At 66.7% G+C, this 26271-nt stretch carries 22 protein-coding genes; 6 read left to right on the top strand and 16 right to left on the bottom strand.

What is annotated here, in order from left to right; all coding sequences use genetic code 11:
* Together ABH900_RS18270 and ABH900_RS18275 are read right to left on the bottom strand one after the other, a co-directional pair.
* Positions 1-1068: a LacI family DNA-binding transcriptional regulator gene (locus ABH900_RS18270; protein WP_429624536.1), complete on the bottom strand. Its 1068-nt coding sequence runs from the start codon at positions 1066-1068 to the stop codon at positions 1-3.
* Positions 1069-1107: 39 nt separating this feature from the next.
* A complete protein-coding gene (locus ABH900_RS18275; RefSeq protein ID WP_429624537.1) occupies positions 1108-2397 on the bottom strand; it encodes a sugar MFS transporter in 1290 nt (429 codons plus the stop codon).
* A 377-nt stretch (positions 2398-2774) separates the two neighbouring features.
* Between ABH900_RS18275 and ABH900_RS18280 the strand changes: the two genes are divergently transcribed.
* The 3 genes from ABH900_RS18280 to ABH900_RS18290 all read left to right on the top strand — a co-directional run bounded on the left by ABH900_RS18280 (position 2775) and on the right by ABH900_RS18290 (position 9058).
* Positions 2775-3791: a glucokinase family protein gene (locus ABH900_RS18280; RefSeq protein ID WP_429624538.1), complete on the top strand. Its 1017-nt coding sequence runs from the start codon at positions 2775-2777 to the stop codon at positions 3789-3791.
* Positions 3792-3934: 143 nt separating this feature from the next.
* A complete protein-coding gene (locus ABH900_RS18285) occupies positions 3935-6598 on the top strand; it encodes a TonB-dependent receptor (RefSeq protein ID WP_429624539.1) in 2664 nt (887 codons plus the stop codon).
* Positions 6599-6709: 111 nt separating this feature from the next.
* Positions 6710-9058: a beta-N-acetylhexosaminidase gene (locus tag ABH900_RS18290; RefSeq protein ID WP_429624540.1), complete on the top strand. Its 2349-nt coding sequence runs from the start codon at positions 6710-6712 to the stop codon at positions 9056-9058.
* Positions 9059-9159: 101 nt separating this feature from the next.
* Here the strand turns inward: ABH900_RS18290 and ABH900_RS18295 are convergent, their stop codons facing one another.
* Positions 9160-9552, bottom strand: coding sequence for a VanZ family protein (locus ABH900_RS18295; RefSeq protein ID WP_429624541.1), 393 nt, complete (start codon positions 9550-9552; stop codon positions 9160-9162).
* The gene (locus ABH900_RS18300) at positions 9549-10733 is read right to left on the bottom strand and encodes a class I SAM-dependent methyltransferase (RefSeq protein WP_429624542.1); all 1185 of its coding nucleotides are present in this window, start codon (positions 10731-10733) and stop codon (positions 9549-9551) included. Before ABH900_RS18300 ends, ABH900_RS18295 begins: the two co-directional genes overlap by 4 nt.
* Before the next feature lie 59 nt (positions 10734-10792).
* Here ABH900_RS18300 and ABH900_RS18305 point away from each other — a divergent pair, with 59 nt between their 5' ends.
* The gene (locus tag ABH900_RS18305; protein WP_429624543.1) at positions 10793-11530 is read left to right on the top strand and encodes a pteridine reductase; all 738 of its coding nucleotides are present in this window, start codon (positions 10793-10795) and stop codon (positions 11528-11530) included.
* Between the two features lie 31 nt (positions 11531-11561).
* Here ABH900_RS18305 and folK read toward each other — a convergent pair whose 3' ends face one another.
* A complete protein-coding gene (gene folK, locus ABH900_RS18310) occupies positions 11562-12047 on the bottom strand; it encodes a 2-amino-4-hydroxy-6-hydroxymethyldihydropteridine diphosphokinase (protein ID WP_429624544.1) in 486 nt (161 codons plus the stop codon).
* 89 nt (positions 12048-12136) lie between these two features.
* On the opposite strand from folK, the gene ABH900_RS18315 reads away from it, so the two are divergent.
* A complete protein-coding gene (locus tag ABH900_RS18315; RefSeq protein ID WP_429624545.1) occupies positions 12137-12880 on the top strand; it encodes a 20S proteasome subunit A/B in 744 nt (247 codons plus the stop codon).
* Between the two features lie 75 nt (positions 12881-12955).
* Here the strand turns inward: ABH900_RS18315 and ABH900_RS18320 are convergent, their stop codons facing one another.
* From ABH900_RS18320 to ABH900_RS18335, 4 genes are all read right to left on the bottom strand, one after another.
* Positions 12956-14467, bottom strand: coding sequence for an ATP-binding protein (locus ABH900_RS18320; RefSeq protein ID WP_429624546.1), 1512 nt, complete (start codon positions 14465-14467; stop codon positions 12956-12958).
* Between the two features lie 4 nt (positions 14468-14471).
* Positions 14472-14912, bottom strand: coding sequence for a response regulator (locus ABH900_RS18325; RefSeq protein ID WP_429624547.1), 441 nt, complete (start codon positions 14910-14912; stop codon positions 14472-14474).
* Entirely contained in the window at positions 14909-16726 is a 1818-nt protein-coding gene (locus ABH900_RS18330) for a sensor histidine kinase (RefSeq protein ID WP_429624548.1), read from the bottom strand. Before ABH900_RS18330 ends, ABH900_RS18325 begins: the two co-directional genes overlap by 4 nt.
* A 231-nt stretch (positions 16727-16957) precedes the next feature.
* Positions 16958-17341 carry a BON domain-containing protein gene (locus ABH900_RS18335; RefSeq protein ID WP_429624549.1) on the bottom strand — a complete coding sequence of 128 codons (384 nt, stop codon included), beginning with the start codon at positions 17339-17341 and terminating at the stop codon, positions 16958-16960.
* Positions 17342-17511: 170 nt separating this feature from the next.
* Between ABH900_RS18335 and ABH900_RS18340 the strand changes: the two genes are divergently transcribed.
* A complete protein-coding gene (locus ABH900_RS18340; RefSeq protein WP_429624550.1) occupies positions 17512-18555 on the top strand; it encodes an oxidoreductase in 1044 nt (347 codons plus the stop codon).
* A gap of 135 nt (positions 18556-18690) precedes the next feature.
* Here the strand turns inward: ABH900_RS18340 and gnd are convergent, their stop codons facing one another.
* The 7 genes from gnd to ABH900_RS18375 all read right to left on the bottom strand — a co-directional run bounded on the left by gnd (position 18691) and on the right by ABH900_RS18375 (position 26159).
* Positions 18691-19596, bottom strand: coding sequence for a phosphogluconate dehydrogenase (NAD(+)-dependent, decarboxylating) (gene gnd, locus ABH900_RS18345; protein WP_429624551.1), 906 nt, complete (start codon positions 19594-19596; stop codon positions 18691-18693).
* Positions 19597-19606: 10 nt separating this feature from the next.
* The gene (locus tag ABH900_RS18350) at positions 19607-20863 is read right to left on the bottom strand and encodes a hypothetical protein (RefSeq protein WP_429624552.1); all 1257 of its coding nucleotides are present in this window, start codon (positions 20861-20863) and stop codon (positions 19607-19609) included.
* A 2-nt stretch (positions 20864-20865) separates the two neighbouring features.
* Positions 20866-21483 carry a DUF2242 domain-containing protein gene (locus ABH900_RS18355; protein ID WP_429624553.1) on the bottom strand — a complete coding sequence of 206 codons (618 nt, stop codon included), beginning with the start codon at positions 21481-21483 and terminating at the stop codon, positions 20866-20868.
* A gap of 174 nt (positions 21484-21657) precedes the next feature.
* The gene (locus ABH900_RS18360) at positions 21658-23835 is read right to left on the bottom strand and encodes a carboxy terminal-processing peptidase (protein ID WP_429624554.1); all 2178 of its coding nucleotides are present in this window, start codon (positions 23833-23835) and stop codon (positions 21658-21660) included.
* Between the two features lie 318 nt (positions 23836-24153).
* A complete protein-coding gene (gene lipA, locus ABH900_RS18365) occupies positions 24154-25164 on the bottom strand; it encodes a lipoyl synthase (protein WP_429624555.1) in 1011 nt (336 codons plus the stop codon).
* 18 nt (positions 25165-25182) lie between these two features.
* Positions 25183-25893 (bottom strand): lipoyl(octanoyl) transferase LipB, encoded by a 711-nt coding sequence (gene lipB, locus ABH900_RS18370; RefSeq protein ID WP_429624556.1) that lies wholly within the window; start codon positions 25891-25893, stop codon positions 25183-25185.
* Positions 25881-26159 (bottom strand): YbeD family protein, encoded by a 279-nt coding sequence (locus ABH900_RS18375; RefSeq protein ID WP_429624557.1) that lies wholly within the window; start codon positions 26157-26159, stop codon positions 25881-25883. The genes lipB and ABH900_RS18375 overlap by 13 nt, the downstream gene beginning before the upstream one ends.
* Positions 26160-26271 lie beyond the last annotated feature (112 nt).

Here is a 26271-nt window from a genome sequence, read left to right on the forward strand (position 1 = left end):
TCAGGCAGGATCGGAAGGAAGGGGGCGCGCGCCGGCCAGGCGCATCGGCGCGGTCGAACCGCGCACCACCAGCTGCGGCACGAAGCCCTGGTTGTGCAGCGGTGCCGGCGCATCGTCGTAGGCATCGCTGCGCAGCTGCGCGATCAACAGGCGCGCGGCATGCCGGGCGATGTCCTCGGTGGCCTGCTTGGCGGTGGTCAGCGGCGGCCATGACTGGCGCGAGAACGGGCTGTCCTCGAAGCCGGCGATGGACAGGTCATAGGGCACGTTCATGCCGCCCGACTTGGCGGCCGCGAGCACGCCGGCGGCGATTTCATCGTTGGAACCGAAGATGGCGGTAGGCGGTTCGCGCAGCGCCAGCAGGCGGCGCGCGCCACGGAAACCATCGTCGAAGGTGTAATCACCCTGCACCACCAGATGCTTGTCCACGGTCATGCCGTAGTCCTTCAGCGCAGCCTCGTAACCGGCATAGCGTTCGCCCGACGAGCGGTGCGAGATGCCGCCCCAGAGGAAGCCGATGCGCTGGTGCCCCAGCTGGATCAGGTGCTCGGTGATCTCGTAGGCGGCCTCGCGGTCGTCGACGAACACGCAGGCACCGTCGGCCGGGTCTTCGGTGGCGGCGATGATGCGCACCAGCTTGATGCCGCGCGCGGTCAACGCCTGGATCAGGTCGCGGCGCTCGGACATCGGCGCGGTCAGCACCAGCCCGGCCAGGCGCGAACGCTGCACCCAGTCGGCCAGCTCATCGGCCAGCAGCGGCGAGCTGGAATCGCAGGGATGGATCTGCAGGCCGAACCCGGTCTCGCGGCAGGCCGCCAGCACGCCGTTCTGCACGCCGATGATGTGGTACGGGTTCGGGTTGTCGTAGACCAACCCGATCACGAAGGTGGTGCCGCTGCGCAGGTTGCGCGCGGACGGATCGGGCTCGTAGTCGAGCTCGGCGATGGCACGCAGCACCCGTGCACGGGTGGCCTGCATCACCGAGGGCTCGTTGTTGATCACCCGCGAGACCGTCTTCAGCGAGACCTTGGCCTTTTCCGCGACATCCTTGATGGTCGCTCTGCGCATGGGTTTTCCCTGGGGTTGGCTGCCGTCCATCATCGCCGATCAGACCTTGTCCTGCGGCAGGCCGGCGCGGTGGCCGATCACCGAGTAGAACAGGATGTACAGGTAGCAGGGCACCATCAGCAGCACGAACACCAGCTGGAAGTCGATGTGCTGCTTGAGCACGGCGAACAGCTGCGGAATGATCGCGCCGCCGGCGATGCCCATCACCAGCAGCGCCGAGCCGGTCTCGGTGAAACGGCCCAGGCCGCGGATCGCCAGCGGGAAGATCGCCGGCCACATCATGGCGTTGGCGAAGCCCAGCAGGGCCACGAAGGCCACCGATACGTAGCCGTGGGTGGCCCAGGCGCCGAGGCAGAACACCACGCCCAGCACGGCGGAGAAGGTCAGGTAGCGCGACTGCGAGACCACGCTGGGAATCACCAGCAGGCCGACCACGTAGCCGACCAGCATCGCGCCCAGGGTGAGCGAGGTGAACATCTTGGTCTGGTCCAGCGGCAGGTCGAAGCCGTGACCGTAGGTACCGATGGCGTCGCCGGCCATCACCTCCACACCCACATAGACGAACAGGCACAGCACGCCCAGCCACAGGTGCGGGAACTGGAAGATGCTGCGGCGCTCGGCGGCACCGGCCGTAACCGGCGTGGCATTGGCTTCGGAGGACTTGATCTCCGGCAGCGGCGAGAACAGCACGGCCACTGCCAGCACCACCAGCAGGCCGGCCATGGCCAGGTACGGCGCGTGGATCTTGGCGGCGAATTCGTTGAGCAGCTGCGCCTTGGTCGCTGCATCGGCGGCGGCCACCGTGGCAGAAAGATCGCCGATGCCATGCAGCACCACGGTACCGATCAGCACCGGTGCCAGCATGCCGGCGATCTTGTTGCAGATGCCCATCAGCGCGATGCGGCGTGCGGCGGTCTCGATCGGGCCGAGGATGGAAATGTACGGGTTGATCGCAGTCTGCAGCAGGGCCAGGCCGCTGCCGATCACGAACAGGCCGCCGAGTGCACCCGGATACCAGCGCTGGGTGGCGAATTCGCCGAACAGCGCAGCACCGCCAGCCATCACCAGCAGGCTCAGGCTCAGGCCCTTCTTCATGCCGGTGCGGCGCAGGATCCACGACGACGGCAGTGCGAGGAAGAAGTAGGACAGGTAGAACACCATCAGCACCAGGAACGCACCGACCTCGCTGAGTTCGAAAGCGAGCTTGACGAAGGTGATCAGTGGGCCATTGAGCCAGGTGAAGAAGCCGATCAGGAAGAACAGCACGCCGACGATGGCGATGGAGGTGGCCACGTTCGGGCGCACGCTTGCAGCGGAGACGGCGGACATCGGGAAGGGCTCCTGCGGCGACCGCCGCAGAAGGCGGCGTCGGAGAGTGGCTGGGAACAACGTTGTCACATTCTTTCGGTGGACAACGGCGGTTTGTCAACTTCCAACTGCAGCGCGATAAACCTCATGCTGCACTGCGCAACCCGATCACAGCGTGGTGTGCTGAATGCGCGCAGGGCCTTGAGGCCCATGCTGCAACGGTTCCCGCGTGAAACTCACACTCACGCCATGTAAACGTTTACCGCCTGTCGCATTCGTTGCGGCGCAGCAACGAAAGTGTCACGAACTCGTTGACATCGTTGTCAGCGCGGTTACAGACTCCGCCCCAATCGCCGGCCCCGGTCTTGGGTCCGGTCCCACCTGCAGCAGGAGCCCGCGTGACCGCCAGCCACCCCGCCCCGGCCCATGTCCTGTCCCGAGTCGCGCCCTCGTTCCTGGCCGCCGACGTTGGAGGCACCCATGTGCGCGTGGCCCGGGTCCAGGCCAGCGGTGATGCCGCCCATCCGGTGCAGGTGCTGGAGTACCGCAAGTACCGCAATGCCGACCACGCCGGCCTCAGCGCGATCCTGTCCGACTTTCTCGGCGAAGGCCCGCGGCCCATGCACTGCGTGGTCGCCAGTGCCGGCTACGCCCGCGAGGATGGCACGGTGATCACCGCCAACCTGCCGTGGCCGCTGTCGGCCCGCCAGGTGGAGGCCGACGTCGGCCTGCAGCGGGTCTACATCGTCAACGACTTCGAAGCGGTGGCCTATGCCGCTGCGCAGGTGGACGCCAGTGGCGTGCTGCACCTGTGCGGGCCGGACACCGCCGCCCGTGGCCCGACCCTGGTGGTCGGTCCCGGCACCGGCCTCGGCGCCGCGCTGTGGATTCCCACCGCGCACGGCCCGGTGGTGCTGCCCACCGAAGCTGGCCAGCCGACCCTGGCGGCCAGCACCGAACTGGAAATGGCCATCGTCCGCCACATGCAGCGTGACCGCGCGCATGTGTCGATCGAGCATGCGATCTCCGGCCCGGGCCTGATGAACCTGTACCGCGCAGTGTGCGCACTGCAGGGGCAGGCACCGACGCTGGCCAGCCCCGATGCCGTGACCGCCGCCGCCATGGCCGATACCAATGCGCATGCACGCCAGGCACTGGATGTGTTCTGCGGCCTGCTCGGCAGCACCATCGGCGATATGGCCCTGTTCTACGGCGCCAACGGGGGCGTCTACCTGGCCGGCGGCATCCTGCCGCAGATCCGCGAGTACCTGCACGCCAGCACCTTCGTCGAACGCTACCTGCAGAAGGGGCCGATGGGCGAAGCACTGGCACGCATCCCGGTGAAGGTGGTCGAGCACGGCCAGCTGGGCGTGGTCGGCGCTGCCAGCTGGTATCTGCAGCAGTCGGCCGCCTGACACCGCAACAGGTTTCAACGCAATCGCAGCACGCAGTACGTGGCACGCCAACGCACGGGACTTCGCCGCCGCCCCGCGCATGTCATCGCAACCGCAATCCAACACCGCCGCTGGCATCCAATCGAGTGATGAGGAGAGACATCATGAATACCCGCAAGACCCTGCTTTCGGCTGCCATCGTCAGCTGCCTGGCCTTCAGTGCACACGCGCAGCAGGCTTCCCAGACCGCCACCGATCTGGACACCGTGACTGTCACGGGCATCCGTGGTTCGATGGAAAAGTCGCTGGACACCAAGCGCGAAGCCAATGCGCGCGTGGAAGTGGTCACCGCCGAGGACGTGGGCAAGCTGCCGGCGCACAACGTCGCCGACACCCTGCAGCGCCTGCCGGGCGTGAACATCAGCTCCTCCAGCGCCGATGAGGGCGGCTTCGACGAAGCGGACCGTGTCAGCCTGCGCGGCACCAGCCCGAGCCTGACCCAGACCCTGATCAACGGCCACACCGTCGGCTCGGCCGACTGGTTCGTGCTCAGCCAGGGCAACAACGTCGGCCGCAGCGTCAGCTACTCGCTGCTGCCGTCGGAACTGGTCAGCTCGGTGGAAGTGAACAAGTCCTCGCAGGCCAAGCTGCAGGACGGCGGCACCACCGGTACCGTCAACATCATCACCCGCAAGCCACTGGAGTTCTCCAAGCAGTTCACCGCTGAAGGCTCGATCGGCATGGTGCGCTCGGACCAGGCCAAGTCGAACGACCCGCAGTACTCGGCACTGTTCAACTACAAGAACGATGAAGGCACCTTCGGCGTGATGGTGCAGGGCTTCAGCCAGAAGCGCGAGCTGCGCCGTGAAGCGCAGGAAATCCCGGGCGGCTTCTTCAAGATCGGTGCAGGCGATCCGGTCGCCAAGACCAATCCGGACCTGATCGGCGTCAACGTTCCGGGCCTGCTGGGTTCGACCCTGTTCGAACAGACCCGTGAGCGCAAGGGTGGCCTGGTCTCGCTGCAGTTCAAGCCGAGCGACAGCCTCACCCTGGGCCTGAACGGTTTCAGCTCAGAACTGAAGGCCAACAACTACAACCGCAACTTCATGATGTTCGGCAACAGCTTCGCCAAGTCGCAGGCGCCGGATCCGGGCTATGTGGTCAAGGACGGCGTGCTGACCAACGCCACCTACAAGGGCGTGCCGGGCACCAACTACGCGGTGTACGACATGATCTACCGCGAGTCGAAGGCCAAGTCGAGCTATGTCACCTTCGATGCCGACTGGCAGATCAACGACAGCCTGACCGCCAAGTTCCAGGCCGGCAGCACCAAGGGCACCGGCGAGACCCCGCGCCAGTACATCGCCGAAGTCACCCTGGCCAACGGCGGCGGCGCCAGCTGGGCCACGCACGGCAATGGCTCGCCGATCGACTGGAACCTGGGCGGCGACCTCTCGCCGAACGGCGTGACCAGTTTCGGCACCTGGGGCAACCAGCAGGTCATCGCCGAAGACAAGGAGAAGTGGGCCACGGTCGACTTCAACCAGTACTTCAACGACGGCGGCGTGCTCAGCTCCCTCGATTTCGGCCTGCGTTTCGCCGACCACAAGCGCGAAGCGCTGTCGCCGGAAGGCGCAACCCCGGGTGACATCTGGAGCGCACTGAAGAACGGCGCCACTTCCAACTATCCCAACGGCTTCGCTGGCGATATCGGCGGCACGTTCCCGCGCAACATCTGGTACTTCACCCCGGGTGCGCTGAAGGACGCGGTGACCAACAACTCCACCTGGCTGGCCGGCAACGATGGCCCGACCGGCCGCCACAACTACGGTGCCGAGTGGCGGGTGAAGGAAAAGAACTTCGCCGGCTACGTGCAGGCGAACTTCCGTGGTGACTGGTGGAGCGGCAACGTCGGCCTGCGATACGTCAACATCAAGCAGGACATCGACACCTACAACGCCGTCAGCAAGGCCGCCGATGCAGACGTCAGCAGCCTGTTCGGCATGTGGGAACGCGTGGCCTTCCAGAACAAGCGCAACCGCGTGCTGCCCAGCGCCAACATCAAGTTCGACCTGGACGACAAGCTGGTGCTGCGCGTGGCCGCTTCGCAGACCCAGACCCTGCCGGACTATTCGGCACTGGGCGCCTCCTCGTACGGCTCGGACCTGAACAAGACCGGCGGCGGCGGCAACCCGAACCTGAAGCCGACCCTGTCCACCAACCTGGATGCCAACCTGGAGTGGTACTTCATGCCGCGCGGCCTGCTGTCGGTGGGCGCGTACCACATGAACCTGAAGGACTACATCGCCTTCGACGTGGTTTCGCGCCAGCTGTACAGCGAACTGACCAACCAGCTTGAGACCTACCAGATCTCCACCCCGATCAATGCCGACGGCAAGGTCACCGGCGTGGAAGTGGCCTACGAACAGCCGATCGGCGAGTACTTCGGCATCAATGCCAACTACACCTACGCCAACGGCACGACCTCGCACACCTGGTCGGATGGTTCGCACAACCTGCTGGGCACCTCGAAGAACACCTACAACGTGGGTGCCTACTTCGAGAACGAGCGCTTCGGCGCCCGCGTCAGCTATACCCGCCGTTCCTCGTTCCTGATCAGCCTGTCCGGTACCAACCCGTACTACCAGGATGACTTCGGCACGCTGTCGGCATCGCTGAGCTACAAGGCCACCGACTGGCTGAGCATCAGCCTGGATGGCCTGAACCTCAACAACCCGACCTACAAGTACTACCAGACCGCGGCCATCCCGACCTCGTTCTACAGCAACGGCCGCCAGTACTACCTCAACTTCCGCTTCAAGTACTGATCCAGCGGCGGCAACATCGCCGAGTCGTGCACGCACGCCGGGCCTGGGTCATTCCGGGCCCGGCGTTTTTCATGTATAGCGTTCAACGCACCGTTCCAAGGAGTCGTTCCGATGGTCAAGCCTTCCCGCGCCAGGATGCGCAGCGCGCTGCTGCTGGGCTGCCTGCTCGCCACGCTGCCGGCATTCGCCGCCGATCCCACGCCCGCCAGTGAAGCCCCAGGCCCGCAGCCGCACGCCGGCAATCTGATGCTGATTCCCGTCCCGGCCACCGTGCAACCTGGCCAGGGCAGTGGCATCACCGTACGCGCCGATACTGTGCTGCATGCCGAAGGTGAGGCCGCGCAGCGCGTTGCCAGCCAGTTCGCCGATCTGTTGGCACGCAGTGGTGGCCCGCGCCTGGTGCCGGCCAAGGGCAAGGCTGCGGCCAAGGCCGGCGGCATCCGCTTCGAGATCGTGCCCACCTTCCGCGACAGCGGTGAAAGCTACACGCTGGACAGCACCGCGCAGGGCGTGGTGATCCAGGCCGGGAACGAGACCGGTCTGTTCTACGGCGCGACCACCCTCGCCCAGCTCGCCACCGGTGGCAGCAACGGCGTGCTGCCGGCCGTGCAGATCCAGGACGCACCACGTTTTTCCTGGCGCGGCTTCATGCTCGACTCGGCACGACATTTCCAGAGCCTGGACGAGATCAAGCACGTGCTCGATGCGATGGCCGCGCACAAGCTCAACACCTTCCATTGGCACCTGACCGATGACCAGGGCTGGCGCATGGAGATCAAGCGCTACCCGAAGCTGACCGAAGTGGGCAGCTGTCGTCTGCCGGCCGGCGATGGCGGCATTGATCCGGTCAGTGGCCAGGAACATCCGTACTGCGGCTTCTACACGCAGGACCAGATCCGCGAAGTGATTGCCTATGCCGCCAGGCTGCATATCCAGGTGATTCCGGAAATCGATGTACCGGGCCATGCCACGGCCGCGATCGCCGCCTACCCGGAGCTGGGTTCGATCAACACGCCGCTGAAGCCGATCAGCGAATGGGGCGTGTTCCCCAACCTGTTCAACGTCGAAGACGGCACCGTCACCTTCCTTGAGAACGTACTGGAAGAAGTGATCGAACTGTTCCCGGCCAAGTACGTGCATGTGGGTGGCGACGAGGCAGTCAAGGACCAGTGGGAGGCTTCAAAGCAGGTGCAGCAGCGCATGCGTGCACTGGGCATCAAGAATGAGATGGCCATGCAGAGCCACATCATCAAGCGCCTGGAGACCTTCCTGGAAGAGCACGACCGGCGCCTGATCGGCTGGGATGAAATCCTCGAAGGGGGGCTGCCGCCGCAGGCCACGGTGATGTCGTGGCAGGGCACCGAAGGTGGCCTCGCCGCTGCCAGTGCCGGCCATGACGTGATCATGTCGCCGGTCGGTTACCTGTATCTGGACTACCTGCAGACGGCTTCGCCGAACGAGCCGCCGGGCCGCCCGACCCAGGTCAACCTCGGCAAGCTGTACAACTTCGAGCCGGTGCCAGCCGAGCTGGCCGCCGACAAGCGCGGGCACATCCTTGGCCTGCAGGCCAACATGTTCACCGAGCACACGCGCAGCTATGCACGCCTGCAGCACAACCTGTTCCCGCGCCTGGCCGCGGTAGCCGAGACCGGCTGGAGCACGCCGGAACATCGCGACTTCCGCGATTTCCTCGCGCGCCTGCCTGCGCAGCTGCAGCGCTATCGGGCCTGGGGCCTGGCCTATGCGCAGACCCCGTTCGAAGTGGGCGTGGACCACAGCGACGACCGCGCCGCCAACACCGTGACCGTGTCGCTGGCCAACCCGCTGGGCTATGAAGTGCGCTACAGCACCGATGGCCAGCCGGTGACTGCGCAGTCGCCGCTGTACCAGCAGCCGCTGACCGGGACGCTGCCGACCACCGTGCAGGCCGCCGCGTTCTACCAGGGCCAGATGCTGGCCGCGAAGCCGACCATCGCCGCGTTCACCGCGCAGTCGCTGCTCAGCCGCGGCAGCGATGAGCTGGTCAGCTGTGTGGGCAAGAAGGGCCTGGTGCTGCGCCTGGAAGATGACGGTCCGCGCGAAGGCAACCGCGCCGTATTCAACGTGGACATCTTCCAGCCGTGCTGGCGCTGGCCGCAGGCGCAGCTGGACGGCATCGGCAGCGTGGAGGTGCGTGCGGGGCGTATTCCGTACTACTTCCAGCTGGCCCACGACGAGCCCAAGCGCCGCTTCGAGAAGGCCCGGCGTGCGCATGGCGAGATGGTAGTGCGTCGCGGCGACTGCCGCGGCAAGGTGCTGGCCGAAGTGCCGCTGCCGGCCACGCCCGATGCCGACGGCTTCGTGACCCTGCGTGCGGCGCTGCCCAAGGGCACGAAGGGTACCGATGATCTGTGCATCAACTTCACCGGCGACACGCGCCCGGCGATGTGGGTGCTGGATGAGGTGACGCTGGGGAAGTAACAGCGGCCCTGCGCTCCGGTGCCAACCTTGGTCGGCGCCGGGGGATTCATCCACGCATGGCGTGGATCTACTGGTAGGTGCCAACCTTGGTTGGCACGCCGTTACCCGCGCCAGCGCAGCAGGATGTCGCGCAACGGGGTCAACGCCGTGGCCATGCCCGCCAGCACGCCAATCGTGTTGGCGATCGCGTCCATCGGATCGGCCACGCGGTCATCGGTCAACGCACCTTGCGCGAATTCGATGCCGATCCCCATCAACACCAGGCCCACGCCCACCCACAGCAGCGGGCGGCCGCGCCGGAACAACTGCACCGCGCTGCCAGCCAGGATGAAATAGGCAAGGAAGTGCTCGCCCTTGTCGCTGTTTTCCGGCAACGGGATCGGCGGTGGTGGGATCAGGCAGACCACGATCACCAGCAGCACCGCCAACGCCCACAGCACGCTCCACAGCCACGGCCGGCGTAGTGGCTTGATCAGCGGCAACGCATCGCTCACAGGCGCCAGCTCAGATCACCCAGTTCAAAGGCCGGCTCGAAGTCGACGCCGCGCTGCAGGCCGATGGCCTGGAAGCGCTCGCCCATCTCGGTCGGCAGGGTCAGCTTCTTCACCTGGTCACGCAGCTGGATGCGGCCGACTTCATCGGTACGCTCCTCGGACTGCAGCAGCACCTGGTCCAGGCCGTTGCCAAGCAGGAAGCTGGCCTGGCTGCAGTAGCCGGCCAGTTCGAATCCTCCGTGCTGGCCGGCCTCGGCCATCGCAGTGAAATCCACCGACGCAGTGATGTCCTGCAGGCCTGGCCAGCGGTGCACGTCGTTGTGCACGTGGTGGCGGTAGAACGCGCGCACCGTGCCGTCGTCGCGATCGTGCTGGTAGAACTCGCCGCGGTTGTAGCCATAGTCGACGAACAACATGGCGCCACGCTGCAGGCCACCGGCCACCGCCTGCAACCAGTACGGCAGCTGCGGCAGTACTTCGGAACGGTAGCCCTCGGCGAAGGGCCTCTCCAGGTAGCGCTCGATATGGCGTACCGCGCCATTGAGCAGGATGTCGGCTGGCTGCGCGCCGCGAATGAAATTGCCGCCGCCATCCAGCTCGACGGTTTCCTCATAGACCTCGCCGTCCCTGATCAGGAAGCGCGGCGTCGGCAGCGCGTCGATCACCTCGTTGGCGAACACCACGCCTTCCCAGTCCTCTTCGAACGGGCGGTCGATCCAGTCCACGCGCGCGGCAAGTTCGGCCGGCAGGTTCTGCTGCAGGCGCTGCTGCTGGCGCTCGCGCAGGTCGGCACTGGGTTCGAGGATGGCGTAGCGCGTGGGCAACGCCTCCAGCTCGGCCAGGCGCAGCAGCACCGCCTCGGCGAAGGCGCCGGTGCCCCCCCCCAGCTCCAGCATCCGCGCCTGCGCGCCCAGCTGGGCGAACACTGGCGCCAAGGCGTTGGCCACGCTGCCGGCGAACAGGCTGCCGAGCTCGGGCGCGGTGGTGAAGTCACCGCTGCCGCCGAACTTGCTGGCACCGGCGCTGTAGTAGCCCCAGCCGGGGGTATACAGGCACAGCTCCATGAAGCGGGAGAATGGCATCGCCCCGCCCTGCGCAAGAATTTCGGCGCGCAGGGCGGCGGCCAGCTGGTCGCTGTGGGCCAGGGCATCGGCTTCGGGCAGGGGGAAGGTGGGCTGCATGGCGTCTTCGAATGCGGTGACAATGGTGCACAGGATAGCCGAGCCTTGGAGGACCCTCGATGAGCGACACCCACCCCGTGGTCCTGATCACTGGCAGCGCACGCCGGATCGGCGCGGCCATCGCCCGCCAGTTCCACGCCTGTGGCTGGTCGGTGGTGCTGCACGCCAACACCTCCAGCGCCGAGCTGCAGCAGACCGCGTTCGATTTCGACAACGTGCGCCCGGGCAGCGTGCTGGCCCTGCAGGCCGACCTGCGCGACGCCGATGCCCTGCCCGACCTGGTGGAACAGGCCGTCACCCACTTCGGCCGTCTGGATGCGCTGGTCAACAACGCCTCCAACTTCTTCCCGACCCCGCTCGGCCAGGTCACCGCCGAGGCGATGGACGAGTTGTATGCGGTCAACGCGCGCGCACCGCTGCTGCTGTCACAGGCGGCCGCGCCGTATCTGCGTCGCCAGCACGGTTGCATCGTCAACCTGACCGACCTGCATGGCACCGACCCGATGCGCGACCACATCGCCTACACCATGGCCAAAGCCGCGCTGGAAATGGCGACCCGTTCGCTGGCGCTGGAGCTGGCGCCGAAGGTACGGGTGAATGCGGTGGCCCCGGGCGCGATCCTGTGGCCGGAGCAGGGCAAGGACGATTTCGCCCGTGAAGCCCTGCTGGCGCGCACGCCGTTGGCACGGACCGGCACGGTCGAGGAGATCGCCGAAGCGGTGTACTGGCTGGCGACCGAAGCCAGCTTCGTCACCGGTCATACCCTGCGTGTGGATGGTGGGCGTACGGTCAGTTGAGGTGTTGCCGGCCAGCGGCCGGCAACCTCCATCATTCGAGGTCCACTACCTCGAATGCCTCGCCAAACTGCTTGTGTGCACGCCACAGCGTGGCCAGATCCTGGCCGCTGACCGGGTCGATGAAGTCCGGCGCGATGTCGGCCAGCGGCTTCAGCACGAAGGCGTGCTTCAGCTCCGGGCGTGGAATGCGCAGGTGGCCGGGGCCTTCCACCACCAGGTCGCCATAGAACACCACATCGATGTCCAGCGTACGGTCGGAAAAACGCGGCCCGCTGCGATCGCGGCCATGGGCGTCTTCCAGCGCATGCAGCCAGTCGTCCAGCTCCTGCAGCGGCAGGTCGGTCTCGATCGCCACCGCGTTGTTGAGGAAGGCCGGGCCGTCGAAGCCGACTGCGGCAGTGCGGTAGGCCGGCGAAACCTGCAGCGCGCCGAAGCGCTCGCGCAGGGCCGCCACCGCGGCGTGGAGGTGGCGGCGGGGCTGGACATTGCTGCCCAGGCTCAGGAGCACGGTGGTCATGCGGTTCAGGTGGCAGCGATGGGGGCGTGGACATGCCGTCGTCACGGCGGCCTGTCTACAATCCGGGACGCACATGATAGGGCACCGACATGACCTATTGCGTTGGAATCGAGGTGGACCAGGGTCTGGTGTTCGCTGCCGACACCCGGACCAATGCCTCGCTGGACGATGTGCGCGTGCATCGCAAGCTGCACGTGTTCGAGTACCCCGGCCAGGCCGCCTACGTGCTGATGGCGGCCGGCAACCTGGCCACCACCCAGCTGCTGGTGTCACGCCTGGGGCGTGATGCCGACGAACGGCGTACACCCAACCTGCGCGACATGACCCACCTGTTCGAAGCTGCCGAGTATGTCGGCCAGCTGCTGGTGGACAGCCAGGTGCACAGCGGCCACAGCGAGCACGGCCACGATGGGGTCAACACACAGGCCACGCTGATCTTCGGCGGCCAGATCGCCGGCGAGCGGCCTGGGCTGTACATGATCTACCCGCTGGGCAACGCCATTGCCGCCTCGCCGGAGACACCCTACCTGCAGATCGGTGAATCCAAGTACGGCAAGCCGATCCTCGATCGCATCCTCAGCCCGGCCACGGGCCTGGAAGACGCGGCGCGCACGGCGATCGTGTCGCTGGACTCCACCATCCGCTCCAATCTGTCGGTGGGCCTGCCGATCGACCTGGCGCTGCTGCGCGACGGCGAACTGCGCATCGGCCAGCAACTGCGGCTGGGCGCGGACTCGGCGCTGTATGCCGACATCCACCAGAACTGGTCGCGGCGGCTGGAACAGGCGGTGGACAGCCTGCCACGGTTCCCGTGGGAAACGCTGGACCGGTAGTGCCGGCCGCTGGCCGGCATCCGCGTGCGGTGGGAGCCATGCGGTTGCCGGCCAGCGGCCGGCACTACCGGAACGTCAGCCCAGCGCCTCGGCCACCGCACGGAACACCTGCTGCATCTGCAGCGGCTTGCGCAGCGCATGCACCTCCACGCCGGTCGGGAACGCATCGGCAGGCACAGGCACTGCCGCATCCTCCAGCACCAGCGCCGGGCCTTGATAGCCCAGCGCGGCCATCTCGCCCAGCAACTGGCTGGCGGGCAACAGCTTGGAGCCGGCGTCGGCGATCACCAGTGCCGGCATCGCTTCCTGCTGCATCCAGCGCAGCGCCGCCGGGCCATCGGACGCCAGCTGCAGCTGGTAGCCCTGGCTGGACAGCGCATTGCCCAGCAGCGAAAGGCGGGTGGCCTCGCCATCGACCACCAGGATCGACTGGCCACTGCCCAACGCCACCAGCTGTTCGATCGGCTCGCTGCCATCGCTGGCCTCGTGCATCGGCAGCCGCAGTTCGAAGCAGGTGCCCTGCCCCGGCTGGCTGCTGACATGGATGCTGCCGCCTGCACCTTCCACGATGCGCTTGCAGGAAATCAGCCCCAGCCCGGTGCCATCGGCCTTGGTGGTGAAGAACGGGTTGAACAGGTGCGACAGCGTGTCCGCATCCATGCCGATGCCTTCGTCGGTCACACGGATGTGCATCCAGTCCACGCCATCGCGCTGGCCGGCATGGCTGGCCGTCAGGCTCAGGCGGCCACCGTTGGGCATCGCCTGGATCGCATTGAGCGCGAGGTTCAACATCACCTGCTGCAGCTCGGTGTAGTTGGCGTCGACCACCAGCCCGTCGTCCTGCACCTGCAGCTCCAGGCGCACCGCATCGGGCACGTTGCTGCGCAACAGCAGCGCGACGGCATCGAACAGGCCATCGATCGCAATGCGTTCGCTGGGCTTGCGCGAACCGCGCACGAACGACAGCATCGATTCGGCCATCTCATGACCGCGGCGGCCGCACTCGGCGATGACATCGGCCAGGTGGTGCAGTTGCGGATCGTCGGTGCGCGCCTTCAACAGGTCCGGCATGATCAGCAGCGGCTGCAGGATGTTGCGCAGGTCGTGGCTGAGCCCGGCGGCGAGCAGCGACAGGCTCTCCAGCCGCTGCGCCCGCATCAGTTCGGTTTCCACCCGCGCGCGTTCGACCGCGCTGCGCGCATCACGGATCGCCCGCGCCACCGCCGATGGCAGGCGTGCCGGCAGGTGCTTGATGATGTAGTCGTTGGCGCCCTTCTGCAGCGCCGCCACCGCGTTCTCCTCACCCATGGTGCCGGAGACGAAGATGAAGGGCACTTCCGGCAAGGTCTCGCGCACGATGCGCAGCGCCTCATCACCGGAAAACCCCGGCATGCTCAGGTCGGACAGCACGATGTCCGGCTGGAACGCCGCCAGTGCCTGGCGCAGTTCAGCCTCGCTCTCGACACGCTCGAAGCGGGCCTCAAGGCCCGCATCGAGCATCTGCTCGGACATCAGCTCGGCATCTTCCGGCGAATCTTCCACCAGCAGGATGCGCAGCGCCCCCAGGGCAGGACCGGTCAAGGGCATGGGCTCACTCGAGTTCCGGTGCCTGGTTGATCAACGCCCAGAACTTGCCCAGGGTCTGCACCGCGCCAAAGAACTGGTCCACGTCCACCGGCTTGACCACGTAGGCATTCACGCCCATGTCCCAGCTGCGGGCCAGGTCGCTTTCCTCGCGCGAGGACGACAGGATCACCACCGGCAGGCGCTTGAGTTCGTCGTGCTCGCGGATCTGCCGCAGCACTTCCAGGCCATCCATGCGCGGCATCTTGATATCCAGCAGCAGCACCGCTGGCAGGCCTTCCTCGCGGTTGGCGAAGGCACCACGGCGCAGCAGGTAGTCCATCACTTCCACGCCGTCTTCGACGTGCACGATGGGATTGGCCAGACGCGCCTCTTCCAGGGCGTCGATCGCCATTTCGGCATCGGCCGGGCTGTCTTCGGCGAGGAGAATGGTGCGCAGAGTCGTCATGCAGAAGGACCTTGTTTATCCGCGTCGATCGCGGGGGGCAGGTAGAAGTGGAAGGTGGCACCGACGTCCGGTTCGGCCTCGGCCCAGATGCGGCCGCCATGGCGGGTCAGCACGCGGCGTACGCTGGCCAGGCCGATGCCGGTACCGGGGTAGTCGCTGGCCTTGTGCAGGCGCTGGAACACACCGAACAGCTTCCCGGCGTAGGCCATGTCGAAGCCTGCACCATTGTCGCTGACCGTGAACTGATGGCCGCCATCGGGCTGCCGCTGGTAGTCCACGCGGATCTTTGCCGGCTCGCGGTTGCCCGAGTACTTCACCGCGTTGCCAAGCAGGTTCAGCCAGACCTGGCGGATCATGTTCTCGTCGCCCACCACGATCGGCAACGGCGCGATGCTCCATTCCACCTGGTGCGCATGCCCGCTGCTTTCACCCTCGGCCTGCAGGTTGGCATCGAGCATGGCGCGGGTATCGGCCACCAGCGACTGCATGTCCACCGCCTGCTGGCGCATCGCCGCGCGCCCCAGCCGCGAGTAGACCAGCAGGTCATCGATCAGCGCCGCCATGCGCCGCGCCGAGCTGGAGATCACCTCCAGGTAATGGCGGCTCTTGTCATCGGCGTCGTCGCCGAGGTGGCGCGAGAGCTTGTCTGAGAAGCCGGCAACGTGGCGCAGTGGTGCACGCAGGTCATGCGAGACCGAGTAGCTGAATGCCTCCAGCTCGCGGTTGACCTCCGACACCTGTGCCACCTTGCCTTCCAGCTGGCGGTTCAGCTCTTCCACGCGCAGCTGCACGGCGCGCTGCACGGTGACGTCGCTGATGGTCATCAGCACCACTTCGTCATCGGTGTCGGGCAACGGCATGCGCCGCGCGTTGAGCAGCATGTAACGCACCATGCCGTCGGTGCCGCGCTGTTCATGCTCGAAGTCCCAGAGTTCGCGGCCGCGCAGCAGCACATCGGACAGCCGCTGGCGGACCACCGTGTCCTGCCAGGCGCCATCGCCGACGGTCTCCAGCAACAGGCCATCGGCCCGTTCGTCCTGCAGGCCATACAGTTCGGCGAACGCGGGGTTGTGCAGCTGCACGCGCAGGTCGCGGTCAAGCAGCACGATCGGCTCACGCACGGTCTGCAGTACCGAGGCGGCACGCGCGGCGGAACGCAGCGATTGCCGCTCGGCATGCAGGCGGCGGCCGATCTGCCGCTGCAGCAACCACAGCACCAGGCCGAGCAGCGCCAGCTGCACCACCAGCGAGGTCCACGACACCAGCTCGGTCTGCTTGCGCTGGCGTGCGGCCTGCTCGGCACGCACCGTCAGCAGCTTCTGCTCGCTGGCCTGCAGTTCCTCCACCAGGCCGCGGATCGGGTAGCGCGTGCTCAGGTCCTGCACCAGCTCACGCTGGTCGCTGTTCGGCTCGGACCTTGCCAGTTCACGCGCTACCGCCAGGCGCCCATCCAGCATCGACTCGATACGGCCGATGCGGATCAGCTGATCGGGGTTGTCACGGGTCATCCGGCCCAGCTCGGCCAAACGCCCGGGAATCTCATTGGCCTTGGCCATGCGCTCGCGCAGACCCGGCGCATCCACGCCCTTGGACAGCGTCAACGCCGCCGATTCGACATCGCGCACATCGGCCTGCAGCTGCTGCAATGCCACGCCAACGGCCTGGGTATGGTTGACCCAGGCCATTGCCTGTTCGTTGTCCTGCTGCAGTTTGCGCAGGGTCAACCAGGGCACCACGATGATCGCGGCGGCAGCCAGCGCCAGGGCCGGCAACCGCCAGCGGTCCCAGATGTCGTCACTGAAAACCAGCGCCATAGTTCCTCGTCAGCACAGCCGCGAAGCGTTGGCCAGGACGAGCCCGGCTGCGGCGGAACCGGCAATATAGCGCAGGCGGTCACAACTCTGGGCGGGTTGCCGACCCATTGGCTGAACGGGCCACGGAACCCATGTGTAGCGCCGGGCCCCGCTCGGCTGAACGCCACGGCGGACGAGCGATCTCGACCTCTACCCGGCAGCGGGCGCCCCATGCAGGGGCGCCCACCCCGTTCAGCGCTTGGCGGCGGCGCTGACCTTCAGTGCAGCGGCATCAACGCGGGTCACGCCCTTGATGCCCTTGGCGGTGGTGACCGCCTTGTCCTTCTCGGCCTGGGTGGCCACGGCACCACTGAGGCTGACCACGCCGTTGACCGTTTCCACCTTGATTTCAGTGCCCGGCACGTTGCTGCTGGCCAGCAGGTCGGCCTTCACCTTGGTGGTGATCCAGGTGTCGGTCACCGGTTCATTGGAATCATGGCGATCGGCGTGGGTGGCCGGATGGGTGCTGGTTGGCGGGCTCTTGGCGGCCGGGTCCTTGGCGAATGCGGCCGAGGAGGACAGCGCCAGGCCCAGGGTCATGGCAGAAGCAATCAGCGTGCGGGTGGTATTGCTCATCGTGTCGTACTCCTTCGGAATGTGCTGCCAGTGTGGACAAGCGCGCGTGGAGCAGGCGTAGCGCTGCGGTCACGCTGCCGTGAATCACCGCCCCTGCAACGGCAACGGTTCAGTTTTGGCGCGCCACCCCACGTCGTTTACCCTGCCATTCCCACTGCCGGAGCCCTGCCATGCGCCCCGACCTGCAACTGGCCCTGATCGGCTACGGCCTCGCCGGCCGCGTCTTCCACGCCCCGCTGATCCGACACACGCCCGGCCTGGCCCTGCACAGCATCGTCAGTTCGCAGCGTGACACCTTGCTGCGTACGTTCAGCGATGTGCATGTGCGCGCCACACCGCAGGACGTGTTCGACGATCCGGCGGTGGATGCCGTAGTGATCGCGACACCGAACGCGCAGCACGCGCCACTGGCGACGGCAGCGCTGGTGGCGGGCAAGCACGTGCTGGTCGACAAACCGTTCGCGCTGGATGTGGCGCAAGCGGAAGCCGTGCTGGCCGCGGCACGCGACGCCGGGCGCATCGCCACCGTGTTCCAGAACCGGCGCTTCGATGCCGATTTCCTCACCCTGCAGACGCTGCTGGCAGAAGGCGTGCTGGGTGAGGTGGCCGAGTGCCACGCGCATTTCGATCGTTTCCGGCCGCAGGTGCGCGACCGCTGGCGCGAACAGGAGGGGCCCGGTAGCGGGCTGTGGTACGACCTGGGCCCGCACCTGCTGGACCAGATGCTGGTGCTGTTCGGCTGGCCGCAGGCAATCGACGCCGACCTTGCCGTGCAGCGCGAAGGCGGCAGCGGCATCGATTACTTCCATGCGGTGCTGCATTACCCGCGACATCGCGCGATCGTGCATTCCGGCTCGCTGGTGGCGGCACAGACACCGCACTTCAGCGTACATGGCAGCCGCGCCAGCTGGATCAAGCACGGTCTGGATGTGCAGGAAGCGCAACTACGGCGTGGTGTGGCACCGGGCGCACCGGGATGGGGCATCGACCCGCGGCACGGTGAGCTGGTGCGTTGCGATGCCGACGACAACGTGCAGCGCAGCACGGTCGACAACCTGCCGGGGGACTACCGGCGGCTGTACACGCAGTTCGCCGCGGCGATGCATGGCGACGGCGAAGCGACGGTCAGCCCGATGCAGACGCTGCAGCTGATGCGTTTGCTGCAGGCCGGCATGGACAGTGCACGCGAAGGGCGGCGGATCGCGTTGGGGTGACCAGTAGATCCACGCCATGCGTGGATGACGTGGAAACGATCAGAGACGGCTCTTGTAGCGTCGAGCCATGCTCGACCGGCCTCATGGGGTCAGAGCCCTTTCCTGCGGAAAGGGATCCGACCCCGGTACCGTGGCTTACGACTTCTTGATCGCGTGGCCACCGAACTCGTTGCGCATCGCTGACAGCAGGCGATCGGTAAACGAATTGGATTCGCGCGAGCGCAGGCGTTCCAGCAGCGACAGGGTGATCACCGGTGCCGGCACGTCCAGCGCGATGGCTTCGGCTACGGTCCAGCGGCCTTCACCGGAATCCTCCACGTACGGTGCGATGCCGTCCAGCGACGGATTGCGCTTCAGCGCCTCGGTGCTCAGGTCCAGCAGCCAGGAACGCACCACGCTGCCGTGGCGCCACACCTCGGCCACCTGGGCCAGGTCCAGTTCCATCTCCTGCTTGCGCTCCATCAGCGCGAAGCCTTCGGCGTAGGCCTGCATCATTCCGTACTCGATGCCGTTGTGGACCATCTTGGTGAAGTGGCCGGCACCGGATGGGCCGACACGCGCCCAGCCACGGTCTTCGGCCGGTGCCAGCGTGCGCAGCAGCGGTGCGATCTGCTCCACCACCGACGCCTCGCCACCGACCATCAGGCTGTAGCCTTCCTGCAGGCCCCACACGCCACCGCTGGTGCCGCAGTCGACATAGCCCAGATCGTTCTCGGCCAGCGCCTTCGCACGACGGATCGAGTCCTGGTAGTTGGAGTTGCCGCCGTCGATGACGATGTCACCCTCGGCCAGGTGCGGGGTCAACTGGCCGAGCGTCTGGTCAACGGTGTCGCCGGCCGGCACCATCAGCCACACCACACGCGGCACCGGCAACGCCGCCACGGCAGCGGCCAGCGAATCAACCACCTCCAGGCCGGCCTCGGCGGCGCGCTGGCGAGCGCCCTCGCCCGGGTCATAGCCCACCACGCGGTGGCCGCCGCGATGCAGGCGCTGGGCCATGTTGGCGCCCATGCGGCCAAGGCCGATCATTGCAATATCCATTGTTTCACCTTCAGTTGGGGTCTAGGGTCAGGCTGCCTGGCCTGCCGGTAGCCGCGCAGTGGCGCAGTTGCGCCTCGCGCCAACGCCGGTAGAGCGTGGTATGCAGATTGTGCACCGCCAGATCGATCGAGTACGGCGTTCTCGGATTGCGATCAAGCAGGCGGGCGATGTGGTAGCCGATGGGACGTATACCGCGTGGATGCACGTAGATCACGAACTGCTGGTAGAACGGATCGTCCAGCAGCTGATCCATCCGCGCCAGCGTGTCGTGGTAGCGCGGTGCCAGTGCCGCGCGCAGCGCAGGGTCGCGCTCGAACAACAGGCGCTCGAAGTAGCGCCGGCCAATGCGGGGGATACCCTGCGCCAGCCGCCACAACTCGGCATTGCGCTGGTCGTACCAGGCCAGGCCGCCATGCAGGGCCAGCGCCTGCGCCGCGCCCTCGCCCACCTCGACCACCACGAAGTTTTCGGCCTGGTTGCTCAGGTCATCGAGTGTGCCCTTGTCGTACACATGTTCGATGAAGCCGGGCACGCCCGCGAACGCCTGCCGCCCCATCGCCGACGTTCGCACCGCCTTGCCGTCGGCAAAGAAGTCACCTGCGTGTGCGCCGAGCAGCACGCTGTCGGTCTCGTGCAGGGTGAGGAAGGTGCCGATGGACACCTCGCCCGCCGAGAATTCGGTGTCGAAGGCGATGTCGCCGTACAGCTCGCGTTGCGTGGCCAGCTGCGCGACCTGTCGGCCGACGCCACACTCGGCACGCACGGCACCGCTGTAGAACGCCTGCAGTGCATGGCTGTTGCCGGCGCTGGGCACAAAGCTGCGACCGAAACTGCGCGTGCGCTGCCAGCCTTGTGCCCGCGCGCCCTGCAGGCCGAAACCGATCCAGCCCAGCTGAGGGCCGGAAAAGCGGAACGTCGGGTTGCCCTGCAATGCGGTGGCGGCACGCTGGGTGGCTGCTCCCAGTTCAAAGGCAAACGCGCAGACCGTGGCCGGATCGTCCAGCAGCTGCTGCAACAGCACTTGCCGTGATCCATCGGGCAAGGCCGCTGGCCAGCGCACGCGCAGATCACCCGCTGTTTGCGCTTCGGCCAGCGATGCCCGCGTGCATACCGGGCCACCGTGCACCTGCGGGGCAGCAACGGCCGCCTGCTCAAAGCGCCAACCCAGCCGTTGCAGCAGGCCCTGTGTGCAATCCACCGAGGGCGCGGCCGTGACCAACGATGGCGCCACCAGCAGCAGGGCGATACTCCTCCACCTGCCGCGCACGTTCAGCCCTGGTGGTCCACGGCCGCCGGCGCGGGTTCGGGCACCACTGCCGGCGTTGGCGTTGGCGTTGGCGTTGGCGTTGGCACAGGCTTGCCGGTATCGGCCGGCAGATACTGCTGCAGGCGCTGGAAGAAGCGACGATAGAACTCGGCATCGGTGACTGTGCTGCTGGCCACTTTCACCAGTGAGTCGTCATTGCTGCCGAAGGGCAGCGACACCGAGCCCAGCGCACCCACGCCGACACTGGCCGAGGTCGGGCTCTTCTTCAGGGCATAGCGATCCTGCACCGCGCTGATGAACACCAGCGTCTGGCTGCCGCGTGGCGCGCAGGAAATGCGCAGCACCAGCTGCTCATGGTCGTCCTCGCGCGGCTGGAAGTTCTTGTTGCCCTCCACCTGCGCATCATCGGCGCGGGCGATGGCATAGCCCTGGCTGAGCAACGTACGGCGCGCCGCCTCACAGGCATCGCCCGGGCGGCCCTCAACGGTGCGCGAGAAGGTATCGCCGGAATCGAACGACTCGCGCAGCACGGTACTGTCGGCGGCACGGCCACCACAGGCCGACAGGATCAGGGCGCTGGTGAGGGCCACGGCAGCACTGGAAAGACGGGAGGCCCGCATGGGTACTCCTGCGAGGACGGTACCGCCAAGCGTAGTCCCGCCACTGTGTGCGGCAGGTCGACATGGCAGCCCACGTTGTTCCCGGTTCATGCGCCGGTAGCGCCGGGAATCAGGTCCTCAAACGAAAAGGGGCCGGCAATGCCGGCCCCTCGGGTGCACGCACGTCTTACCGGCTCAGTCAGCCCAGCGACCGGCGCCGGTCGACTGCGGCAGCACCTGTGCCGACAGCGGGCGGTCGTTGGCCAGCAGGTTCACCGCATCGGCCAGGATCGACGCCGACTCGCGCAGCAGCGGGTCCGGACGCTTTTCGGCGGCCTTCTCACGCGCGGCATCCTTGACGATGTCGCGCTCGTTGCCGGTCAGGCCGTCGTCGCTGCTGTCATCGGCCAGCGGATCCAGGGCCAGACCCAGTTCCTTGCGCTGCACCTGGCGCTCCTTGCGCTGGGTGTCCTGGCGCTCACGCTCGGCACGGCGGGTCGCCTCGTTCAACGAGATGTACTTCTTCGCGGCTTCAGTGCGGAACTGCTGCACGTCCTCGTTCCACCACTGGAATTCCTTGTCAGTGGCGATACGCGCATCGTGGCGGGTTTCCAGCTTCGGCAGCAGCGGCGCGAAGTTGCCGTACTGGGTGTGCGGGACGGCCGCGATGCGGGTCCACGGCAACGCGTTGTCGTAGGTGCTCTCGCCGAATTCGGTGGCATCGACGCTGGCCGGGAAGGCCAGGTCCGGCACCACACCCTTGTGCTGGGTGCTGCTGCCGCTGATGCGGAAGAACTGGGCGATGGTCAGCTTGACCTGGCCGAAGCGCTGGGTCTCGCCGCTCGGCCAACGGTCGAGGTCGACGATGTTCTGCACGGTGCCCTTGCCGAAGCTGGTTTCACCGATCACCAGGCCACGGCCGTAATCCTGGATGGCGCCAGCGAAAATTTCGGACGCCGAGGCCGAACCACGGTTGATCAGCACCGCCAGCGGGCCATCCCACGCCACGCCCTGGTTGCGGTCGCTGTTGACGGTGACGCGGCCACCAGATTCGCGCACCTGCACCACCGGGCCCTGCTCGATGAACAGGCCGGTCAGTTCAATTGCCTCATCCAGCGAACCGCCGCCGTTGTTGCGCAGGTCCAGCACTACGCCGTCCAGCTTGTCGTTCTTGAAGCCGGCCAGCAGCTTGGCCACGTCGCGGGTAGCCGAGGCGTAATCGGCAGCATTGCGGCGACGGCCTTCGAAGTCCTGGTAGAAGGTCGGCAGCTTGATCACACCGACCTTGCGTGCCGGTTCGCCGTTGGCGGCCGGAATGGTCAGGGTCTCGCCCTTGGCGGCCTGTTCGGCCAGGCGCACCTTCTGGCGGGTCAGCACCAGGGTATGGTGCTTGCCGTCGGCGCCCTCGGCCGCCGGGATGAATTCCAGCTTGACCTGGGTGTCCTTGGCGCCGCGGATCTTGGACACGACGTCATCGATACGCCAGCCGATCACATCCTCGACCAGCCCGGACTTGCCCTGGCCGACGCCGACGATGCGGTCCCCCGGCTTCAGCGTGCCGTCCACAGCCGCCGGACCGCCGGCGATGATCTCGCGGATCACCACCACGTCGTCCTGGCGCTGCAGCTGCGCACCGATACCTTCCAGCGACAGCGACATCGCCTGGTTGAAGTTCTCGGCCGTGCGCGGGGTGAAGTAATCGGTGTGCGGATCGACGGCGCTGGTGTAGGCGTTCATGAAGAACTGGAAGACGTCCTCGCCCTTCAGCTCATTGACCGACTTCTCCAGCGTCGCGTAGCGCTTGTCCAGCGTCTTGCGGATGTCATCCGGCTTCTTGCCGGCCAGCTTCAGGCGCAGCCAGTCATTCTTGACCGACTTGCGCCACAGCTCGTCCAGCTCGGCGCTGCTGGCCGCCCACGGCACCTTCTTGCGGTCGTACTCGAAGCGCTCGTCGGTGGTGAAGTCCGGCTCCTGCTTGAGCAGCTTGCGCGCGTACGCCACACGTTCGCCGACACGCTGCTTGTAGACGGCGAACACCTGGAACGCCGGCTCCAGCTCGCCGCCACGAATGGCCGAGGAGATGTTGGCTTCGAACGGTGCGAAGCGCGCCACGTCGGCCTGCGTGAAGTACTGCTTGCCGCCGTCCAGGGTATCCAGGTAACGCTTGAACACGTCCTTGGAGGTGGCCTCGTCCAGCGCGCGTGGGCGGTAGGCATAGCGGCTGTCGGACAACAGGCCGTAGACCAGCTTGGAGGTGGTCACCTGATCGGCGGTGGCCGCAGCGGGCAACGCCGGCGAGTCGGCCTTGGCCGCCAGCGCCAGCGGCGCGACCAGCGCCAGGGCCATCAGGAATGCGGGGGCTTTGAATTTCATTGACGTGCTCGAAGGCGCCTTGCCAAGGGGGAGACTGCAGGGTGTTCAGACACCACGACAGTGCCGAAAGTTGCCGGGTTTGTCACCCGCCCACATCCGGTGGAAAACCAGCCTAGCGGGGCCGGTGTAGCAAATTGTGAATGGCTGAAGAGCGGAACAGCCGGCGGTGCCGTCTGTCCGGTTGCGGAGGGTATCGGGTTGCAAGCCCCCTGAGTCAGGGGGCGGCCGCGAAGCGGCGGGGGTGTGGGTGGTGGTAAGCCGGGGCCCACGGTGTGCGCAGCGCATCGTGGGAAGCGGTAGCGCGCATCGCGCAACCGCTTACCGGACGCCGGCGCCCTTGGCCTGCACGTCGGCGTGGTACGACGAGCGCACCATCGGGCCGGAGGCCACGTGGCTGAAGCCCAGCTCGTAGCCATAGACTTCCAGCGCCTTGTAGTCCTCGGGTGTCCAGTACTTCAGCACCGGGTGGTGGTGCGCGGTCGGCTGCAGGTACTGCCCGATGGTGATCATGTCCACGTCATGCGCGCGCAGGTCGCGCATGGTGGCCTTGATCTGTTCGAACTCCTCGCCCAGGCCCAGCATGATGCCGCTCTTGGTCGGCACCTCCGGGTGCTGCGCCTTGAAGTTCTTCAGCAGGTTCAGCGACCACTGGTAGTCCGCACCCGGACGCACGTTGCGGTACAGGTCCGGCACGGTCTCGATGTTGTGGTTGAACACATCCGGCGGGTTCTGCGCCAGGATCTCCAGCGCGCGCTCCATGCGGCCCTTGCCACGGAAGTCCGGGGTCAGCACTTCGATGCGGGTACCCGGCGACTTCTCGCGGATGGCCGTGATGCAGTCGACAAAATGCTGGGCACCGCCGTCGCGCAGGTCATCGCGGTCGACGCTGGTCACCACCACGTACTTCAGGCCCATGTCGGCCACGGTCTGGCCAAGGCTGGCCGGCTCGTTGGCATCCGGCGGCTTCGGGCGGCCGTGGGCCACGTCGCAGAACGAGCAACGGCGGGTGCAGACCTCACCGAGGATCATGAAGGTCGCGGTGCCATGGCCGAAGCACTCGTGGATGTTCGGGCAGCTGGCTTCCTCGCACACGGTCACCAGGCGGTTCTCGCGCAGCTTGGCCTTCAGGTTCTGCACGGCATTGCCCGAAGGAATGCGCACGCGGATCCAGGACGGCTTGCGCAACACCGGCGCATCGGCGAACTGCACCGGCGAACGGTTGATCTTGTCACCGCCCAGCTGCTTGACCCCGGCCTGCAACGGCGCGGCGGACGGAGAGTCGCCCTGCACGATCTGCAGGGGAATGGAACGGGCGGTGGTTTCAGTCATGGCAGTTCCGGGGGGCGGTCAGGCGGCCGCAGAAAGATCGGGCAGTTCGGGCGTGTGCTGCAGCAGCAGGCCGAACTGGCGGGCCAGGTGGTCCAGCAGCACCGGCTTGACGGCATCCACCCCGGAGGGACCGCCCAAGTCTACCACCGAGGTCACCTGCAACCCCTGATAGCCACAGGGGTTGATGCGGTGGAAGGGTTCCAGGTCCATGGCCACGTTGAACGCCAGGCCATGGAAGGTGCATCCGCGGCGCACGCGGATGCCGAGGGCGGCAATCTTGGCACCACCGACGTAGACGCCCGGGGCGCCGTCGCGGCGTTCGGCACCGATGTTCCACTCGGCCAGGGTATCGATGAGGGCCTGCTCGATGCGGCACACATAGTCGCGCACACCGATACCCAGCCGCGGCAGGCGCAGCAGCGGGTAGACCACGATCTGGCCAGGGCCGTGATAGGTCACCTGGCCGCCGCGATCCACGTGCAGCACCGGGATCTCGCCCGGCGCCAGCACGTGCTCGTCCTTGCCCGCCTGGCCCAGGGTGAACACCGGATCGTGCTCGACCACCCACAGCTCGTCGGCATCGGCCTCGCTGCGCTGGTCGGTGAAGCGCTGCATGGCGCGCCAGACCGGCTCGTAGGGCTGGCGCCCCAGGTCGCGGACCACCGCCGGACGCGGCGCGCGGTTTTCCGGTGCGGCTTCGGCCGGGCAACTGTCGGCTACAGCGTCCACTTCACTTCCGGGTGGTCGCGCAGCGCCTGGTGGGCCAGGTCGTACTGTTCGCGGCTCTCGGCCTTGATCACCAGGCGCACAGACACGTACTTGCCATTGGACGAATGCTTCCAGCTGATGCGTTCATTCACCACATCGATGCCGGCAGCAATCAGCAGGTTGGGAAGCTCATGTTCCAAACCACGGTTGGCCGGGCCCATGGCGCTGAGCTCGAACTGGCCGGGGAACTGGAAGCCGTGTTCGGGGTTGTCGGACTTGATTTCCATGGCCCCATTATCGGGCCGCAGGGCAACAAACCCAAGAGTATTCATCAAAGTCAAAGGCGGCACCGGCGGGCTGCTGCGTTGCAGCCGGCGCGGCCACGGGCGCCGGAAAGCC

Origin of the sequence: Stenotrophomonas sp. AN71 (genome assembly GCF_050435725.1) — a bacterium.
Classification (GTDB): domain Bacteria; phylum Pseudomonadota; class Gammaproteobacteria; order Xanthomonadales; family Xanthomonadaceae; genus Stenotrophomonas.